The following is an 18556-nucleotide window of genomic DNA, read 5'->3' on the forward strand; positions in this document are numbered from 1 at the left end:
ACGGCCGACCCCGGAAGGGCGACCCCCGGAGGAGTCATTGACGTCTACGCGCGGCGCTACGCGTGACGTAACGAGGCGGTTCACGTTCGGGTCACGCGGTGAATGGTCAATTCCACCGAGCCGAACGGGCGTACCCGCAAGAGTCACGGTGTGCGACATGTTGTGCGACTCCCCGGGTGAACGCTCCGACATGCCTCTTCGGACGGTCGCCGGCCGCCGTAGCCCCGCAGCCGACGGACCATCGCCCGCTCAGCGGCGCGCACCGATCCCCGGCCGAAATCGGCGCCGCTGCCCACGCGGATGCTGTCATGTCGCCCGTGGCCGCCATCGACCCTCCCGTGGGCCAACGGCTCCGCCTCGCCCACGGTCACGGCCACGACCGGTCCCGCCTCCCGTCGTCACTCCCAGGCGATCAGCAGCCACACCCTCCGCCGCAGCACCCGCCGCCGCCGGCGCCGCTGGGCGGCACCGGAAGCGTCGCGCCCCCGCGGCCGGTGAAGGCGACCGTGGAGAGGAGCTTCACGGTGTCCGCATGGCCCTGAGGGCAGGTCGCCGGGGCCGAGGCCTCGGCCATCGGACGGTTCAGTTCGAACGTGGCACCGCACGCGCGGCATCGGAAGTCGTATCGCGGCATCCGCACAGGGTAGGGCCAGCACGGCGGGGTTCGCTGCATCGCAGGTGCGTGGTTGTGGCACGTGCCATCGGCCCGGGTACATGGGTTCGGCGGTGGTCCCCGCCCGGTAATCTCTTGCGCGTGGTAGACGGGCAGGACACACCTTCGAAGCGTCCGGCGGCACCGCACCTCGGTGACCCGCCCGAAGGCTCGGGTGCGGCGCCCGAGGAGGCGACCACGGCCACCGGGGCACAGCCGTCCGACGCAAGGCCTCCCCGAGCGGAGAAACCCGTCGAGGCGGAGAAACCCGCCGAAGCCGACAAGTCTGCTGAAGCCGACAAGTCCGCCGAGGCCGCGATCCAGGCCGAGAAGCCCACACCGGCCGAGAAGCCTGCCAAGAGTGAGGCAGGCCCCGCGGCGGGTGACTCGGACGGCATGCCCGCCCCGTCGCCGACCGCCGAGGCGCTCGGGTCCCGCGGTCGCACCGGCCGCGCCGGCCGCGTCCTCCGCAGGGCCAGTCCGGCCCGGATGGCGCGCAGCACCGCCGAATGGGCCCGGCGCCCCTCCGGCCGGGTCGTCCTCCCGGCGATCGTCGCCGTGCTGCTGCTCGGCGCGGCCGGGACGGCCGGGGCCTACCTCGTTCCCCAGGCCCTGGAAGCCAGGCCGGCACCCAGCGCGACGCCCGCGTTCGGCGTCGACTCCGGGGCGCCGGTGGCGCCGCTGCCGAGCATCAGCCTGCCGCCGAGCCTGCCCGGCACCAGCGTCGCGCCGCCGGTCGGTGGCGGGTTGCCCGCGACCGCACCCGTCGGCGTCCCCGGCAACCGGCCCGCCGATGTGCTCGCAGGCTGGGCGCAACAGGCCGGCACGCGCGTCGGTATCCCGGTGGTCGCCGTGCAGGCGTACGGATATGCCGAGCTGGTCGTCGCCCGCACGGCCCCGACCTGCCATCTGAGCTGGACCACGATCGCCGCCATCGCGAAGGTCGAGTCGGCGCACGGCAGCGCGAACGGCGCGGTGCTCGGCGTGGACGGCTCGGTGTCGCCGGCGATCTTCGGGTTGCCGCTCGACGGCAAGGGCGGGCGGCAGCTCATCCGCGACACCGACCAGGGCGTGCTCGACAAGGACACGCAGTACGACCGGGCGATGGGACCGCTGCAGTTCATCCCGCAGACCTGGAACGAGGTCTCGGTCGGCAACGCGGTGGACGCCGACAACAACGGGGTGTCGGACCCGAACGACATCGACGACGCCGCCCTCGCGGCCGCCGTCTACCTGTGCAAGGGCGGCCGCGACCTGTCCAAGCCGGACGCCTGGTGGGACGCGGTTCTCACGTACAACGCCGTCCGCCCGTACGCGCAGAAGGTCTTCGACGCGGCCAACGAGTACGGCGTCCGCAGCCGCACCTGACCAACAACCCACAGTGACGAGTCGCATACATTTGTGCACCCGAGGCTTCCCTGAAGGTCGAGATACCGGCAAGCTGTACGCGTGAGGGTGCGTGAGTGGGATCCCCGGTCCGCGTCGGACGGGGAGATCCGATCGCTCGTGGAGACGCTGAACGCGGTGCTGGCCGCGGACCTCCCGAACGATCCACCGTGGCAGGAGACGCAGGTCAGGGAGTATCTGGCCGAGACCATGCCGGGTGAGCGCCGGATCAGCTGGGTCGCCGAGGACGATCGGCTTCCCGACGGCGAGAGCACGGTCTTCGGTCACGTCACGCTGCTGCTGCTCGGTGACATCGGCGTGCTCGAAGTGTCCGTCCACCCCCGTCTGCGCCGTCGCGGCCTGGGTGAGCAGCTCGTCGCCGTCGCCGCGCGCCGCGCCTACCTCGAGGGTTTCTCGTCGCTCGGTGTGGAAGCGATCGGAGACACCCCCGCCATCGCCTTCTACGAGTCGCTCGGCTTCGAGCGGGAGTATGTGGAGACCCGCAGTGTGCTGACCCTGTCCAGCGTGGATTGGAGCGCGCTCGGCACGATGGCGAACGGCATCAGCGCGGGCTACCGGGTCGAGTACCACCCGGGCGGTCCGCCGGAGCAGCTGCTGGAGGCGTACGCGCAGGCGAAACTCGAGGGCCAGGACGGCGACGACAACGACCTGGACCTGCGCCCGAGCTCGTCCGATCCGCAGCGGCTGCGGGACAGCCTCGACACGCTGCACCGGCGCGGCCTCAAGCCCTACATCGTGCTGGCCATCCATGAGGCGACGGGCGCGGTCGCCGGCCTCACCGAGGTCGTTGTCCCGGCCCAGCACCCCGAGCGTGCCGACCAGTACGACACCATCGTCGTCCGCGAGCATCGCGGCTACGGCATCGACCGGGCGATCAAGGCCCGGATGCTGTTCGAACTGCGCCAGGCGGAACCCGGCCTGCGCGAGGTCCAGACGTGGAACGCGCAGCACAACGAGTCGATGCTCAAGGTCAACGCCGAACTGGGCTTCCAGCCTGACCGGGATTGGTACGAATACGGTGCCGACGTCGCGCAACTGGTGCAGAGACTGGAGCCTACGGACTGACCTGGAGCTCCACGGCCGGCGTATCGCCCTGCCGGGCTCCGCTGTGGAGGCTTCGCCCGCACCGCGCGAGCATCGGACGCGCTGGCGTCGGCCTGCTCCTCCGTCTTCGACGGACGGGCCCGGACGCTGCACCACCTCTTCCTCGACGACGCGCTGCACGGCGACCTGATCGAGATGCGCAGCGCGCACATCGACGCGGACCGGGACGCCGAGGAGGAGGCCGACGGCTCGAAGGACGCGAGCGACCACGACCCGCAGGTGGCCCGCACCCCGTCGAAGGCGCCGCCGACGCTCACCGACGCGAACCCGGCCGAGGGCAACAGCGGCACCACGGCGCCTGCCGGGTCGGCCTTTCGCAGGCCCGGCGGTTTCCATTTCCGGTACGGCTGAGAGCACACGGCCAGGGTGCCGGAAACCCGCCGCCGGGCGCGGCCGCCCTGTGGACAAGCACGCATTGTGGATAACCCGGTTGGGAGCCGGGAGTCGGGGTAGGTTCGCCGCATGACAGACGAACCGATCGAGGTCGAGGAGCCCGCCGAGACGTCGGGCGAGCGGGAGAACAAGGGCTCGGTGGACCAGCCGTGGGGTCCCGACGAGCAGCGCTACAGCGAGCGCCCGGAGCAGGGCGGGGAGGCACCCGGCCCGGTCAACGTCGAGCCACCGGACTGAGCAGGCAGCCGGGCCGCAGGGCAGCCCGCGGGGTTCAGTACCGGTCGCGCAGCAGCTGGGCGGCCTCGGTCGCCCAGTAGGTCAGGATGACCTGGGCGCCCGCACGCTTGATCGACGTCAGGCTCTCCAGCATCACGCCCTCCCGGTCGAGCCAGCCGTTGGCCGCGGCGGCCTCGACCATCGCGTACTCGCCGGAGACCTGGTAGGCGGCGACCGGGACGTTCACGCGCTCACGGACCGCGGCCACCACGTCGAGGTAGGGCAGGGCCGGCTTCACCATGACCATGTCCGCGCCCTCGGCGACGTCCAGGTCCACCTCGCGCAGCGCCTCGCGGATGTTGCCGGGGCTCTGCTGGTAGGTGCGGCGGTCGCCCTGCAGCGTGGATTCCACGGCCTCGCGGAACGGGCCGTAGAAGGCGCCGGCGTACTTGACCGCGTACGCGAGGACCGCGACGTCCGCGTGCCCGGCCTGGTCGAGGGCGCGGCGGATGACGCCGACCTGGCCGTCCATCATTCCGGACGGGCCGACGACGTGCGCTCCGGCCTCGGCCTGGGCGACGCCCATCCGCGCGTAGAGGTCGAGCGTCGCGTCGTTGTCCACCGTGCCGTCGGCGGCGAGCACGCCGCAGTGACCGTGGGAGGTGAACTCGTCCAGGCACAGATCGCTCATGACGACCGTCGCGTCGCCGACCTCGGCGATGACGTCCCGGATCGCGACGTTGAGGATGCCGTCGGGATCGATGCCGAAGGAGCCGGTCTCGTCCTTGTGCTCGTTCGTGGGTACGCCGAAGAGCATGAGCCCGCCGACGCCGGCACGGACCGCCTCGTGGGCGGCCTTGCGCAACGACTCCCGGGAGTGCTGCACCACGCCCGGCAGCGACGAGATCGGCCGGGGGTCGGTCAGCCCCTCCTTGACGAACAGGGGCAGCACCAGTTCGGCGGGCGCCGGCCTGGTCTCCTCGACCAGCCGGCGCATGGCGGCCGAGCGCCGCAACCTCCGCGGGCGGATGTCCGGGTACGCCATGCTCACTCCCTGAGCCGGGCCGGCCCGACCGGGCCGGCGAACGAGAACCAGGCGAACGGTAACCCACAACGATCCGGCTCGGCCGCACAAGCGCCCGGACCGAAAGGCGACCCGGGCGGTCGCAGAAGGCGCCTGGCCCGGGAAACACTCGGAGCCGGGACGGCTGTGCCGCGCCCGACCCCGGGAAGCTCTCCGGGCCGGTCGCCGTGCCGCACCCGGACCGGGAAGCGCTCCGGGCCGGTTGCCGTCCGGCGCCCGGCCCGGAAGAGACCGGAAAGGAACCCGGAGACCTGCTAGCGGAACCGCAGAGCCGTCGGCCCCTGCACCTTCGAGCCGCGCCGCTGCTTCGCGGGCATCGCGGCGAGCTTCTCCCGGAGCTCGACCGCGTAGGACGCGAGCGCCTCGACGAGGTCCGGCACCGAGGCGTGCTGCGGCTGGACGTCGACCCGCAGACCGAACTCCGTCGCCGTCTCGGCCGTCTTGGGGCCGATCACCGCGACGACCGTGCGGGCGTGCGGCTTGCCCGCGATGCCCACCAGGTTGCGGACCGTCGAGGAGGACGTGAACAGCACCGCGTCGAAGCCACCCGACTTGATCGCGTCGCGGATGTCGGCCGGCGGCGGGGCGGCGCGGACGGTCCGGTAGGCCGTGACGTCGTCCACCTCCCAACCGCGCTCGATGAGGCCGGCGGCCAGCGTCTCCGTGGCGATGTCGGCGCGCGGCAGCAGCACCCGGCCGACCGGGTCGAGGATCTCGTCGTGCGGCGAGAACTCGGCCAGCAGGCCCTCGCTGGACTGGTCGCCCGCGGGGATCAGCTCGGGCTGGATGCCGAACGCGCGGACCGCGTCGGCCGTCGCCTCGCCGATGCAGGCGATCTTCACGCCGCCGAAGTGGCGGGCGTCGAGGCCGTGCTCGGCGAACTTCTCCCAGACCGCGCGGACCGCGTTGACCGAGGTGAAGACCACCCAGGCGTACCGGCCGTCGACCAGGCCCTTGACCGCCCGCTCCATCTGGGCCGGGGTGCGCGGGGGCTCGACCGCGATGGTGGGGACCTCGCACGGGATGGCCCCGTACGCCCGCAGCCGGGCGCTCATCGCCCCCGCCTGCTCCTTGGTCCGCGGCACGAGGACCTTCCAGCCGTACAGCGGGCGGTTCTCCCACCAGCTCAGCTTGTCGCGCTCGGCGACCTCCGCGCCGACCGTGAGCACGACGCGCCCGGTGAAGCCCAGCGCCGCCGCGACGAAGCTGTCGACGGTCGACGTGGTGGTGTACTGCGTCTCACCGGTGCCGTCGCCGGTCACGCCGACGGCCGTGCCCGGCTCGACGCCCGCGGCCAGCAGGCCGTCGCGGACCGCGGCCAGGTCGCCGGCGTCGACCGCCACGGCGAACGAGCCCTTCTTGGCCGCGCCGGCGAGCGCGTCGAAGTCCACCGCCGTCACGTCGTCGATGTCGGCCACCGTGCGGACGCCGGGCAGCGGGACGCCCGCGTACGTGGCGACGCCCTCCGCCTGGCCGAGACCCGGCACCACCTCGAAGTGCACCGCCGTGCGCGCCACGGCCTGCACCTCGCGGACCACGGCCTCGTGCCCGAACGGGTCGCCGGCCACCAGGTGCACGGCCGACAGGCCGGACTTGGCGGCGGAGAGCAGCACCTTGGCGACGTCGCCGGGCGCGCCCTCGGCCGGGCTGAACTGGGTGTCGTCCTTGGCCTCCGCCTTGATCGCCGCAAGCAGCGACTCGGGGACGCCGCGGTCGTAGACGACCTGGTCGGCGTCGGCGAGGGTGTCGTGGGCCCGGCGCGTCAGCAGCCCCGGGTCGCCGGGTCCGGCGCCGACGAACGCGATGCGTCCGGCGCTCTTGCGGGCGGTGCGGGTGGTCATTCTGTGCTCCCCATCAGGGTGTCGGCGCCGGCTTCGAGGAGATCGGCGGCGAGCGCTTTGCCGATCTCCGCCGCGTCGGCGGGCGTACCGGTGCGCGACAGCCGGACAGCTCGGGCCCCGTCCGGGCTGATCACCGCACCGCGCAGGTAGATCTCATCGCCTTCCTCGCCTTCGGCGAGTTCGGCATGTGCCGCGACCGGGGCGGAGCACCCGGCCTCGAGCGTGGCGAGCATCGCCCGTTCCGCCGTGACGGCGGCGCGGGACGGTGCATGATCGAGTGCCCCCAGCAGCTCGACCAGGTCTGCGTCGCCGGACCGGCACTCCACCGCCAGCGCGCCCTGGGCCGGGGCGGGCAGCATGAGCATCGGGTCCAGCGTCTCCGTGATCTCGGCGGCCCGGCCGAGACGCACCACTCCGGCCCGCGCGAGGACGACCGCGTCGAGGTCGGCCTCGGGGCCGAGCACTCGCGCGATGCGGCTGTCGACGTTGCCGCGAATCGGCGTGACCTGCAACTGTAGGCCCAAGGCATGCAGTTGCGCGATTCGGCGCACCGCTCCCGTGCCGACCGTGGCGCCCGGCGGCAGCTCCGCGAGGGTCTTGCCGTCCCGGGCGACGAGCGCGTCGCGCGGGTCCTCCCGTTCCGGCACGGCGGCGATGTGCAGCCCGGGAGGAGAATCCGTCGGCAGGTCCTTGTACGAATGCACGGCGAAGTCGATCTCGCCCGCCAGCAGAGCGTCGCGGAGCGCGGAGACGAACACCCCGACGCCGAGCTGGGCGACCGGTGCGGTCGATCGGTCTCCCGGGGTCACGATGCGCACGAGCTCGACCGGCACACCGGAAGACGCGGTCACCAAGGAAGCGACCATCTGGGACTGGGCGAGCGCCAGCGCGCTGCCACGGGTGCCGAGGCGCAGCGGGCTCCTCACGCTTGTCCTCCGATCTCGGGCACGGCGTCGGCCTGGGTGGCGTGCGGAACGTCGAGGTCGAAGAGTTCGCGCAACAGGGCCGCATACTGGTCGCCGCCGGGCTCCGCCGCAAGTTGACGAACCCGTACGGTGGGCGAATGCAGCAGTTGCTGCACGACCCGGTGCAGAGTACGGGAAATGTCCGCCCGCTGCTCCTCGGTGAATTCCGGCCGCCGTGCGGAGAGTTTGCGCAGCTCGGCCGAGACCACGTCGTCGGCGCGGGTACGCAGGGCGGCGACGGTCGGAGCGATGTCGGCGCCGCGCAGCCAGCCCAGGAAGTTCTCCACCTCGGTGGCGACGATCTGCTCGACGGCGGCGGTCTCCGCGGCGGCCGGCATGGTGCGCCGGCTGGTGGCCAGCCCGTCGATGTCGACGACCGTGACGTTCGGCAGGGCGGCCACGTCCGGCGCGACGTCGCGCGGCACGGCCAGGTCGAGCACGACCAGCGGGCGCTCGCGGCCGGCCAGCCGGGCGGCGGTGAGCACCGGCTCGGTGGAGGCGGTGGCGCACACCACCACGTCGGCGGCGCGCAGGGCGGCGTCGAGGTCGGCGAAGTCGACCGCGGTGGCCCCGTACGCCTCGGCGAGCCGGGCGGCCCGCTCGGCGCCGCGGTTGGTGATGCGCAGCGGCCCCACGCCGGTCCGGGTGAGGGTGGCCACGGACAGGGCACCCATCGCCCCGGCGCCGATCACCAGGCCCGGCCGTCCGCTCAGGTCGCCGCCGAACGCGTCGGCCGCGACGTCGAGGGCGGCGGTGACCACGCTCTGCCCGGCGCGGTCGATGCCGGTCTCCGCGTGGGCGCGCTTGCCGACCCGCAGCGCCTGCTGCATGAGCTCGTGCAGCAGGCGGCCGGCCGAGTCGGCCTCGGTCGCGGCGTGGTACGCGTCACGCAGCTGCCCGAGGATCTGCGCCTCGCCGACGACCATCGAGTCGAGGCCCGAGGACACCCGGAACGAGTGACGCACGGCCGCCTCGTCGTAGTGCACGTACAGGTGGCCGGCCAGATCGTTGGCGCCGATGCCGGACTGCTCGGCGAGCACGTTGCAGACGTCGCCGAGGCCGCCGTGGAAACCGGAGACCGCCGCGTACACCTCGACGCGGTTGCAGGTGGAGAGGACGACCGCCTCGCCGATGTACGGCTGGGCGACGAGCTTGTGGAGCACGGCGGGGATGTCGGGGCCGGCGATGGTGAGGCGCTCGAGGGTGCCGACCCCGGCGGTGCGGTACGACGCGCCGACGCTGAGCAGATTCACGACCCGACCGCCTCCTGGTTGCCGTCTGCGTCGTCGGCGCGCCCGCCGGGCAACGCGGTCAGGGAGGCCTTGCGGTGCTCGTGGAAGGAGAGGATCTGCAGCTCGATGGCGAGGTCCACCTTGCGGACGTCGACGCCGGCCGGCACGGACAGCACGCAGGGCGCGAAGTTGAGGATGCTGGTGACCCCCGCGGCCACGAGCTCGTCGGCGACACCCTGGGCGGCGCCGGCCGGGGTGGCGATGACCCCGATGGTGATGCCCTCCTCGACGACGGCCCGGCCGAGCTCGTCGATGTGGCGCACCGGCAGGCCGTTTATCGTCTTGCCGACCCGCTCGGCGTCGGCGTCGAAGAGGCCGACGATGCGGAATCCCCGGCTGGCGAATCCGTCGTACCCGGCGAGGGCGTGACCGAGGTTACCGACACCGACCAGCGCGACGGCCCGGCGCTGGTCGAGGCCGAGGATGTACTCGATCTGGTCGATCAGCAGGGCGACGTCGTAGCCGACCCCGCGGGTGCCGTAGGAGCCGAGGTGGGAGAGGTCCTTGCGGAGCTTGGCGGAGTTGACCCCGGCCGCGGCGGCGAGGCCCTCGCTCGAGACCGTCTCCGAGCCGGACTCGGCGAGGTGGTGCAGGGCGCGAAGGTATTCCGGTAGCCGCGCGATCGTCGCTTCCGGGAGGTCCGGGAAGGCGGGCACCGCACCGGCGTTGCCGGGCGGGTTTCCTTGACGCTGCTGACTCATCTGACTCCGTGCCGACGAGGTGGCGAACCTGCGGTGAGCCCTCTGTGGCCTGGATGGACCGGCTGTGATAGCGGGGCTCGTCGGAGTCACAGAGTAGGCGCTTGTGAAGGCGTGCACAAATCGCGATCTTGATAGCGGAACTGGACAAAGATCGAGTCAACGTGTTATCCGCACGCCGACCCCTGTCCGAGTATTACCGCTTCGACCCCCTCCCGGCCACCGCCGTCGCGATCCCGACGGGCATCACAGGGTCTTGGCGATCGCCACCGCGTCGAGCAGGGTGTCGGCGACCGGCGTACCGGAGGCCCGGAGCCGGGCCGGATCGGTGAAGCCCCCGGTGTAGAGCACGCAGCGCGCGCCGACCGAGGCGGCCGCGTCGGCGTCGTCGATCGAGTCGCCGATCAGCACGGCCCGGTCGCCGGGGATGCCGAGCTGGGCGAGGTGGCGGGCCAGGTGCCCGGCCTTCAGGCCGCCGTCGATCTCGGTGGGCCGGCCGTCGATGCGGGCGAAGACGCCGGCCAGGCCGCGCGACTCCACCGCCGGGATCAGCTCGTCGTGGAACCACATGGACAGCAGCGACTGGGTGCCGGACCAGGACTTGATCGCGGCCTCGGCGTCGGCGACGAGCGGGATGGTGGTCAGGCCCATCCGGTACGCCTCGTGGAAGATCCGGTCGAGCTCCTCGAACTCCTCCTCGGTGATGGCCCGCTCCAGGATCTCGGCATAGAAATCCGACACCGGACGCCGGAAGCGCCGCCGGTGCTCGTCGGAGTCCACGCTGCGCCCGCCGACCGCGGCGAACGTGTGATTCGTGGAGGAGACGACGAGCGAGAGGTCGTCGAGAAGGGTGCCGTTCCAGTCCCAGACAAGATGAGTACGCGCCACGGCCGAGAGGCTACAGCCGAGGGGCCCCCGGCGGTCGAGCCATATCCCGCAGCAGGCGCTCCTCCTCGACCCGCCAGTAACCGTGCTCCTTGCCGTCGAGGATGACCACCGGCACCCGGTCGCCGTAGTCGCGCTCGAGCTCGACCGAGTCGGAGACCTCCACCCGCGTCCACTGGCCGGCGGCGATGCGGTCCAGCACCTGCTCGGCCTCCTCGCACAGGTGGCAGCCGGTGCGGCTGATCAGCGTCAGGCGGGTCATCGGAGGTCTCCCTTGCGTACCTTGCCGATCGCGGAGTACGGCAGCTCGTCGACCAGCTCGATGCCGGCCGGCAGTTTGAAGCGGGCCAGCTGCGCGGCACAGAACACCTGCAGCTCGGCCGGGGTGGGCGGGGGATCCAGCGCGGGGACCACGAACGCGTACGGCGCCTGGCCGGTCTGCGGGTCCGGCACCGCGATCACGGCCGCGTCGGCGACCCCGGGGTGCGCGCCGAGCACCCGCTCGATCTCCGCCGGATAGACGTTGAAGCCGTTGACCAGGATCAGCTCGCCGATCCGGTCGACCAGCACCAGGTCCCCGGCGGCGTCGGCGTAGGCGACGTCCCCGGTGCCCCACCAGCCGTCGGCGTCCGGGCCGCCGTGCCCGTCCGGCCAGTATCCGGAGAAGAGGTTGTCCCCGCGCACGACGATCTCGCCCGGATCGGTGCCGTCGGCCTCGTCCAGATCGATCTCGAGGTCGTCGGCGAGCGCCGCGGCCGGGGCGCCGTCGCGCCACAGCACGGTCCCGTCCGCGGACCGCAGGAGCAGCGAGATGCCGGGCAGCGGACGACCGATCGAGCCGACCTTGTCGCGGTCACTCACCGCAGTCGTGGTGAGCACCGGAGCGGTCTCGGTCAGCCCGTACCCGACCATGATCGTCCGGCCGGTGGCGGCGGCGAAGCGGGCGGCGGTGTCCGGGTCCAGCGGCGCCGCGCCGCACACCGCGGTGCGCACCGAGCCGAAGCCGGTCCCCTGGGCGAGCGACCAGGCGGCATACATCGACGGCACCCCGAGGACGGCGGTGACCTGGTGTTTCGCGATCAAGGCGAGAGACTCGGCGGGATCGAACCGGTCGACGAGCACGCCGCAGGCGCCGTGGTGGGCGACGGCACCCAGGCCGGTGTTGAGCCCGTACGCATGGAAGAAAGGTATCGCCAGCAGCACCACGTCGTCGGCCCCGAGCACCGGCGGATCGATCCGCTGCAACTGGTCGTGGTTGGCCGCGAGGGCACGGTGCGTGAGCATGGCGCCCTTCGGCCGCCCACTCGTGCCGGACGTGTAGAGCAGGACCGCGAGGTCCGTCGCGGCCGGCGGATCTGCCGCGGCCTCCGGGCCGTCGTCGGCCAGCAGCGACGGCGCCGGTACGGCCACCCCCTCCCCCGACCGCAACCGGCCCAGCACCTGGTCGTCGGCGACCACCCGCACCGCCCCGCTGTCGGCGAGCGCGAACGTCACCTCGTCCGGGGTGTAGCCGGGATTGAGCGGCACCGCCACCCGCCCCGCCCGCAGCGTCCCGAAGTACGCGGCGGCGAATTCCGGCGTGTTGCCCAGGATGATCGCCACCCGATCGCCCGCCCGGGTGCCGGCGGCGAGCCGGCGCGCCGCCCGCTCGACCCGGCGGTCCAGGTCGGACCAGGTCAGCATGGTGTCGCCGGCGATCAGGGCGGCAGCGCCGGGACGGCGCCGCGCGGCGTCGCGCACCGGGTCGGGGGCCGGCTTCTCGGTGAGATCTCCCACGAGGCCCGAGTCTGGCACAAAGGACACCCGAACGGGTGGGCCCGGACAGCCTGTCCGAGCGGGATTCAAAGATGCCCTACATCGTGGCACAAGTTCCCGATGTCGCCTCTGCGCCACTTCGGGATAATTTCGCGCGGCGCACACAGTGTGCGACTCCCTGTGTGCCGACTCCGCAATACTTCCCATCTGTGTAACGGAGTCCACATCCGTGGGTGAGGTCGGCCACTCCGCTGGTGGCCGCTTCACCCCGTTTTCTTGTGGATCGCCTTTCGGGGACCACTCATCGACGGCCCGCCGGGTCAAGGAGGCGCAGTGAGTCATGTGTACGCCGGCGACCCGTACGGCCGCGACATCCTCGCGGCATACGCAAAGGTGCCACGGGGCCTGAACGCTCTGCGCGACGGCGTCGCCAACGCTCTGCGCGACGGCGTCGTCAACGCGATCCGCGGCGACGGACCCAAGCGGACCCGGAACCGGCCGCACATCAACGAGTCACCGAGCCGGCACCTTCCCCCGACCGGGAACATCAAGGGCGGCCGGGTCGCCGTACCCGGCAGGCCGCAGGCTCCGCAGCAGGCCGGCCCGGAGCGCCGGACCGGCGCGGTGGACGGCGACCAGGCCGTGGTGGTGCCGACCCAGAGCACCACCGGACCGCCCAGCGAGTCCGAGCCGCCCAAGTATCCGGCCCGCCCCGACCCGGGCGACGCCGCCGCCGAGGTCTGGGCCCTGGTCGAGCGCGCGCAGGGTGGCGACTCGGCCGCCTTCGGCCTGATCTACGACCGGTACGTGGACACCGTCTTCCGCTTCGTCTACTTCCGCGTCGGCAACCGCCAGCTCGCCGAGGATCTGACCTCCGACACGTTCCTGCGCGCCCTCAAGCGCATCGGCAGCTTCACCTGGCAGGGCCGCGACCTGGGCGCCTGGCTCGTGACGATCGCCCGCAACCTGGTCGCCGACCACTTCAAGTCGGGCCGCTACCGGCTCGAGGTCACCACCGGCGACGTCCTCGACGCCGACCGCGAGGACCGCGGCCCCGAGGGCAGCCCCGAGGCCGCCGTGGTGGACCACATCACCAACGTCGCGCTGCTCACCGCGGTCAAGCAGCTCAACCCGGAGCAGCAGGAATGCATCGTGCTCCGCTTCCTGCAGGGCTTCTCCGTCGCCGAGACCGCCCGGACCATGGGCAAGAACGAGGGCGCCATCAAGGCCCTCCAGTATCGGGCCGTCCGGGCCCTCGCCCGGCTCCTGCCCGAAGGCTTCCAGTGGTGACCGCAATTTCCCCTATGTCGATCTCTCCCCGCGCTGTGGCGCAGGTCGCACCCGTAACCGGCTCCGCCCGTCGAGCGTTTGTCCGGGTGCGACCCGTGGTGGACCAACGGTCCGCCGGTTCCGTCGCGCTCGCCGGCACCACCGTCGGCGAGTCACTCACGAGCGAAGGGAGGTGCCCGCGATGAAGTTCGACTTCTTCGATCGCCGGAGCGCCGAGCGCTTCGCGGAGCTCCTCGACGAGACCCACCGTCGCCACCACGCCCGGGGCCAGGTCGACGACGAGCAACTCGCCGAGCTGGTCGCCATCGGCCACCGCCTCTCCGCGGCACGGACCGGCGCTCAGGTCGACCCCGAGTTCCGGGTGGGACTGCGGGCGATGCTGGTCGCCACCGCCGAGCGCGACGGCATCGGGGAGACGGCCACCGCGCCCACCCCCGAGCCGGACGTGGCCGAGCCCGCCCGCAAGCTGTTCGGCCTGGCCGGTCGGCGGATCCGCGCCCGCGGCGCCATCGTCATCGGCGTCGCCGCCGGCGCGATGGCCGTCTCCGGGATCTCCGCGGCGAGCGAGAACGCCGCACCGGGCGACGCCCTGTACGGGGTCAAGCGCTCGACCGAACGCGCCCAGCTCGCCATGGCCGGATCCGACGTCACCCGCGGGCAGCTCTCGCTGACGTTCGCCCGCAACCGCCTCACCGAGGCGGCCGAGATGGACGGCGACGACCCCAAGTTCCGCGACGCGCTGGACGACATGGACGCCGACACCAAGCAGGGCGTCAAGCTGCTCAACTCGGCGGCGGTCACCCGCCGCGACGCCTCGGGGCTGGCCTCCGTCGATTCGTTCGTCGACCGCCAGCGCCGGGTCCTCACCTCGGTCCAGGGGCGGCTCAACCCGGCCAACCGCGAGCGTGCCGCGCGGTCGCTGACCCTGCTCGACCTGGTGCAGCAGCGCACCGAGAACCTGCGCGACGGGCTGGGCTGCGACACGGTCACCCAGGCGGGCAGCGACGCGCTCGGCCCCAAGCTGCGGTCCTGCCGGGCGGGTGCCTCGGACTCCTCGGCCGCCGAGCGCCGGCAGGGTCAGGCCCAGGGCGAGAAGACGCCGGACTCCGGCGACAAGAAGTCGGGGAAGCAGCGGCCCGGCGGCGAGGCACCGGCGGAGCCGGGATCCGGCGACCAGGCCGGCACGCCGGCCGGTGACCCGTCCGCCCCGTCCGGCAACGGCGTCCTGGTCGACCCGGCGCCGGTGGTCTCCGAGGACCCGCTGAACCCGCCCACCGGGGACAAGGGGCTGCTCGGCGACCTGCTCGGCGGAATCTTCGACAGCGACTGAGCGCCGGGCCACGAGGCTCTCCGCACGTGGCGAGGGGCGGTGCCGACTCGAAAGTCGGGGCCGCCCCTCACTGCGTACTGTAGCCGCTGCCGGTCCGGTTTCTCTGTCGGCCTTCAGCCGCTCCCCGGGGCTTGCGCTTCACCGGCCGAAGGGGTCCGGGCGCTTCTCCAGCAGCGAGTAGAGCGTCACCTGGATGGTCTCGCGCACCTGGTCGGCGAGGTTGTAGACCACCATCGGATCGTCCGCGTACTCGGTCAGATGCGCCGTCGGGATGGGCGGGCAGAACTCGATCATCCACTTGCTCGGCAACGGCACCAGGCCCAGCGGACCCAGCCAGGGGAAGGTCGGCGTCACCGGGAAGTACGGCACGCCGAGCAGCCGGGCCAGCGGCTTGAGGTCGGCCAGTATCGGATAGATCTCCTCGGCGCCGACGATCGCCACCGGCACGATGGGGGTGCCGGTGCGCAGGGCCGCCGACACGAACCCGCCCCTGCCGAACCGCTGCAGCTTGTAGCGCTCGGAATAGCGCTTGCCGATCCCCTTGAAGCCCTCGGGGAAGACGCCGACCAGCTCGCCGCTGCTCATCAACCGCTCGGCGTCCGGGTTGCAGGCGACGGTCGCACCGGCCTTGCGGGCCAGCTCGGACAGCAGCGGCATCCGGAACACGAGGTCCGCCCCGAGCAGCCGCAGGTGCCGCACCACCGGATGCTTGTCCCGCAGCGCCGTCGTGAGCATCAGGGCGTCCAGCGCCACGGTGCCGGAGTGGTTGCCGACCACGAGACCGCCACCGGCCTCCGGAACGTTCTCGATGCCGAAGACCTCGGTGCGGAACCAGTCGCGGTAGAGCACGCGAAGCATCGGATGGAAGACCGCATCGGTCAGCTCGGGATCGAACCCGAACTCGTCCACCTCGTAGGCACCCGCCAGCCGCCGCCGCAGGAACGAGAGCCCCCGGGCGATCCGCTGGTCCCACACGTCCACCGCGGCCCGCGACTCGCTCCCCCCGGCGTCGGGCGTGGTCCGGGGAGCCGCGGTGACCGGCGCGGGCGGGACAGCGCTTGCCCGGGAAGGCGGCGCGGTGCTGTCCCCGGGGGCCGTCTCCGGAGAAACCGGCGACCTGGGCGGTCTGACCGCCGGGCGGCGCATGGGCTTACCACCGGCGGGCGTGCCGCTGGCCGGCGTGCCGCCGGCGGGCGTGCCGCTGGCGGGCGTGCCGTTGGCGGGCGTGCCGCTGGCCGGCGTGCCGCTGGCCGGCGTGCCGCTGGCCGGCGTGCCGCTGGCCGGCGTGCCGCTGGCCGGCGTGCCGTTGGCCGGCGTGCCGCTGGCCGGCGTGCCGCTGGCCGGCGTGCCGCGTCCGGCGCTGGCGGGCGTGCCCCGTCCGCTGCTGGCGGGCGTGCCGCGGCCGCCGCGTGTCTTGCGGGGTGGCGGCTTCGGTGCGGCGTCCTGTCCGTCGTCGCCGGCCGGGTCCGCGGTCTCGTGCTTCTCGGCCCTCTCCGCCGCCGCGGCGGCCGCGGGGCGGCGGCGAGGGCGGCGGGCCGCCGGCGGCGGGTCCGGGATCGGGATGGGCCGCTTGCCGTTCACCGGCTTGGGCGGGGGCGCCTGCGGCAGCGTGAAGTCGGCGTGGCCCGGCAGCGACGCGTGGTACTCGTCCTGGCTCATGATGTGACGGCCTCACGATGATCGACCGGCGCACCGGCTCCGGCGCGGTCGGCGGCGGCGCGACCCTCGACCGGCCCGCCCGCGGCCCCCGGCCGGCCGGCGGCCCCCGGGTCGTCGGCAGGCTCCGCGGACGCGGCGGAGCGGACCCGGCGGATCCCGTCCAGGATGGCGCGCTCGGCTGCGGCCAGCCGGGCCGCGGTGAGCGAGGAACCGTTGTGATGGCCCTTGATGAAGTCGTCGAAAGCGGCCGCCGTGCTCCGCGGCGTGAACCCGAACTCCTTGACCAGCCGGGCGGTGTCCACCACCCGGCCGTGCACGAAGAGATCGATCTGGTCCAGGCCGATCTCGCCGACACCCACGTTGCGCGCCAGGGCGGCGACGGCGGAGAGCGTGCCCTCCGGCAGCGGCACCGCGACCCGGCCGGCCCTGCGCACGGCCTGCGAGAGCATCAGCACGCCCGCCCCGGCCACGTTGAAGGTGCCGGGATGGTCCTCGACGACCGAGCGGTGCAGGATCTCCAGCGCATCGTCGACGTGCACGAACTGGAGCCGGGCGTCGCGGCCCAGCACGGTGGGCACCACGGGCTGGGCGAAGTAGCGGGTCAGCGACGTCTCGGCGGTCTCGCTGAGGAACGGCGCGAAGCGCAGCACGGTCGCCGACACCCCGGGGCGACGGCGGCGGAAGCCCCGGACGTAGCCCTCGATGTCGAGGATGTCACGGGCGAAGGAGCCGCGGGGCACGGCGCGAGGCTCGGTGTCCTCGGTGAAGACGGCGGGGTCGCGGAACGAGGCGCCGTACGCCGCCGTGGACGAGCGCACCACGAGCTTGCGCAGCCGGCCGGCGCCCTGGGCGGCGGCCAGGAGCTGCATCGTCCCGATGACGTTCTGCTCTTTCATCGCCGCGCGACCGCCGTGGTGCGGGTCCGGTGCGCTGGTGATCGCGAGGTGGACGACCGCCTCGGCGCCGAGCTCGGCGATGGCGCCGGTGGCCGCACGCGCGTCGGCCCGGATCAGCTCGACGTCCGTCAGCAGGCCCGTGAGAGCCGGCGGCGGATCGTGCGGATCCAGGCCGATGACACGCTCGATCCGCGGATCGGAGGCGAGGCGGGACGCCACCCGGGCGCCGAGGAAGCGGCTCACCCCGGTGACCACGACGACCCGCGGTGGGGCCGCGGCTTCGGACGACACCACAGGCGCGCCTCTCACGTGCGGCTTGGGGGGAAGGCAGGTGAGCGGGCCGGGTCGAGGACCCGGCCGGGCGTCACTTGCCGAGACGGCGACGCTGGACGCGGGTCTTGCGCAGCAGCTTACGGTGCTTCTTCTTCGCCATACGCTTGCGGCGCTTCTTGACCACGGAGCCCATACGTCATGCCTCTCGAACCATGTGGGCCGGCCGCTGCGCACGCACTGGCGCGCCGACCGGACTGACAGCGGTTTGCCCCTCGGCCGCGGCGCCCAAACGCACACGGGTATCCCGGGGCGAACCGCTTCAGCGTAGCGGCCCGGGCTCCGGGGGACCAACACGGCCCCTCGCGACATCGCCGCCAGGGTTCCTCGCGTGAACGCCGATCCGGGCCCTCGGGTGAGAGCCCGACCGCACCCGGCCCGGACGCCCACAGCCGGCCGTCACCGGGTCCGCCGCAATCTCCGGTCCGTCACGCGGTCTGGGAGAAGGCTCCTCGCAGATACGTGTGCACGGCGTGCTCGGGCACCCGGAACGAGCGGCCCACCCGCACGGCGCTCAGCTCGCCACCGTGCACCAGCCGGTAGACGGTCATCTTGGAGACCCGCATGAGCGCGGCAACCTCGGCCACGGTCAGGAAGCGCACCTCCGCGAGGCGCTCCTCGGTCTGGGCTGCTGGACCCGTCATCTCCTCGCACCGATCCTTTCGCAGGCGCCTCCGCCGCGGCCGGAAAGGCCTTGCGCCGCGGCGGTGGGCGCGCGTGTCATCAGTACGGTATCGAGACCTCTGTTACCAGGGCGAT

Annotated in this window: 18 protein-coding genes and 1 pseudogene; 6 read left to right on the forward strand and 13 right to left on the reverse strand. The window is 72.9% G+C overall.

What is annotated here, in order from left to right:
- Nucleotides 1-412 precede the first annotated feature (412 nt).
- Nucleotides 413-634, reverse strand: coding sequence for an FmdB family zinc ribbon protein (locus IEY99_RS03530; protein WP_189199219.1), 222 nt, complete (start codon nt 632-634; stop codon nt 413-415).
- A 120-nt stretch (nt 635-754) separates the two neighbouring features.
- On the opposite strand from IEY99_RS03530, the gene IEY99_RS03535 reads away from it, so the two are divergent.
- The 4 genes from IEY99_RS03535 (at nt 755) to IEY99_RS03550 (ending at nt 3793) form a co-directional block, all read left to right on the forward strand.
- Nucleotides 755-2020, forward strand: coding sequence for a lysozyme family protein (locus IEY99_RS03535; protein ID WP_189199221.1), 1266 nt, complete (start codon nt 755-757; stop codon nt 2018-2020).
- An 81-nt stretch (nt 2021-2101) separates the two neighbouring features.
- On the forward strand, nt 2102-3124 hold the full coding sequence (locus IEY99_RS03540; protein ID WP_189199223.1) for a GNAT family N-acetyltransferase: 1023 nt from the start codon (nt 2102-2104) through the stop codon (nt 3122-3124).
- A gap of 174 nt (nt 3125-3298) precedes the next feature.
- Nucleotides 3299-3514 (forward strand): hypothetical protein, encoded by a 216-nt coding sequence (locus tag IEY99_RS03545; RefSeq protein WP_189199225.1) that lies wholly within the window; start codon nt 3299-3301, stop codon nt 3512-3514.
- A 111-nt stretch (nt 3515-3625) separates the two neighbouring features.
- A complete protein-coding gene (locus IEY99_RS03550; RefSeq protein ID WP_189199226.1) occupies nt 3626-3793 on the forward strand; it encodes a hypothetical protein in 168 nt (55 codons plus the stop codon).
- 34 nt (nt 3794-3827) lie between these two features.
- On the opposite strand, the gene hemB is transcribed toward IEY99_RS03550, so the two are convergent.
- From hemB to IEY99_RS03590, 8 genes are all read right to left on the reverse strand, one after another.
- Nucleotides 3828-4817, reverse strand: coding sequence for a porphobilinogen synthase (gene hemB / locus IEY99_RS03555; protein WP_189199228.1), 990 nt, complete (start codon nt 4815-4817; stop codon nt 3828-3830).
- Nucleotides 4818-5110: 293 nt separating this feature from the next.
- Nucleotides 5111-6697: a bifunctional uroporphyrinogen-III C-methyltransferase/uroporphyrinogen-III synthase gene (locus tag IEY99_RS03560; RefSeq protein WP_189199230.1), complete on the reverse strand. Its 1587-nt coding sequence runs from the start codon at nt 6695-6697 to the stop codon at nt 5111-5113.
- Complete coding sequence (gene hemC, locus IEY99_RS03565) at nt 6694-7623, reverse strand: hydroxymethylbilane synthase (protein WP_189199232.1); 930 nt, start codon at nt 7621-7623, stop codon at nt 6694-6696. Before hemC ends, IEY99_RS03560 begins: the two co-directional genes overlap by 4 nt.
- Nucleotides 7620-8915, reverse strand: coding sequence for a glutamyl-tRNA reductase (locus tag IEY99_RS03570; RefSeq protein ID WP_189199234.1), 1296 nt, complete (start codon nt 8913-8915; stop codon nt 7620-7622). Before IEY99_RS03570 ends, hemC begins: the two co-directional genes overlap by 4 nt.
- Nucleotides 8912-9655: a redox-sensing transcriptional repressor Rex gene (locus IEY99_RS03575; protein WP_189199236.1), complete on the reverse strand. Its 744-nt coding sequence runs from the start codon at nt 9653-9655 to the stop codon at nt 8912-8914. Before IEY99_RS03575 ends, IEY99_RS03570 begins: the two co-directional genes overlap by 4 nt.
- A gap of 243 nt (nt 9656-9898) precedes the next feature.
- Nucleotides 9899-10540 (reverse strand): HAD family hydrolase, encoded by a 642-nt coding sequence (locus tag IEY99_RS03580; RefSeq protein WP_189199238.1) that lies wholly within the window; start codon nt 10538-10540, stop codon nt 9899-9901.
- A gap of 10 nt (nt 10541-10550) precedes the next feature.
- Complete coding sequence (locus IEY99_RS03585; protein ID WP_071809860.1) at nt 10551-10799, reverse strand: glutaredoxin family protein; 249 nt, start codon at nt 10797-10799, stop codon at nt 10551-10553.
- Nucleotides 10796-12313 (reverse strand): AMP-binding protein, encoded by a 1518-nt coding sequence (locus IEY99_RS03590; RefSeq protein ID WP_229798060.1) that lies wholly within the window; start codon nt 12311-12313, stop codon nt 10796-10798. The genes IEY99_RS03585 and IEY99_RS03590 overlap by 4 nt, the downstream gene beginning before the upstream one ends.
- Before the next feature lie 312 nt (nt 12314-12625).
- Here IEY99_RS03590 and IEY99_RS03595 point away from each other — a divergent pair, with 312 nt between their 5' ends.
- Together IEY99_RS03595 and IEY99_RS03600 are read left to right on the forward strand one after the other, a co-directional pair.
- Nucleotides 12626-13582, forward strand: a complete 957-nt coding sequence (locus IEY99_RS03595; protein ID WP_189199242.1) for an ECF subfamily RNA polymerase sigma factor, BldN family — start codon at nt 12626-12628, stop codon at nt 13580-13582.
- Nucleotides 13583-13763: 181 nt separating this feature from the next.
- Nucleotides 13764-14912: a DUF5667 domain-containing protein gene (locus tag IEY99_RS03600; RefSeq protein ID WP_189199243.1), complete on the forward strand. Its 1149-nt coding sequence runs from the start codon at nt 13764-13766 to the stop codon at nt 14910-14912.
- A gap of 138 nt (nt 14913-15050) precedes the next feature.
- On the opposite strand, the gene IEY99_RS03605 is transcribed toward IEY99_RS03600, so the two are convergent.
- From IEY99_RS03605 to IEY99_RS03620, 4 genes and pseudogenes are all read right to left on the reverse strand, one after another.
- Nucleotides 15051-16058: a lysophospholipid acyltransferase family protein gene (locus IEY99_RS03605; RefSeq protein ID WP_373293297.1), complete on the reverse strand. Its 1008-nt coding sequence runs from the start codon at nt 16056-16058 to the stop codon at nt 15051-15053.
- Between the two features lie 635 nt (nt 16059-16693).
- Nucleotides 16694-17761 (reverse strand): annotated as a pseudogene (locus tag IEY99_RS03610) (NAD-dependent epimerase/dehydratase family protein); the annotation flags it as partial.
- A gap of 70 nt (nt 17762-17831) precedes the next feature.
- A complete protein-coding gene (locus tag IEY99_RS03615; RefSeq protein WP_007465623.1) occupies nt 17832-17933 on the reverse strand; it encodes a 30S ribosomal protein bS22 in 102 nt (33 codons plus the stop codon).
- Between the two features lie 292 nt (nt 17934-18225).
- Entirely contained in the window at nt 18226-18441 is a 216-nt protein-coding gene (locus IEY99_RS03620) for a helix-turn-helix domain-containing protein (RefSeq protein ID WP_071810037.1), read from the reverse strand.
- Between the last annotated feature and the right edge of the window lie 115 nt (nt 18442-18556).

It is taken from the genome of Couchioplanes azureus, from assembly GCF_014648355.1.
GTDB classification, from domain to species: Bacteria; Actinomycetota; Actinomycetes; order Mycobacteriales; family Micromonosporaceae; genus Actinoplanes; species Actinoplanes azureus.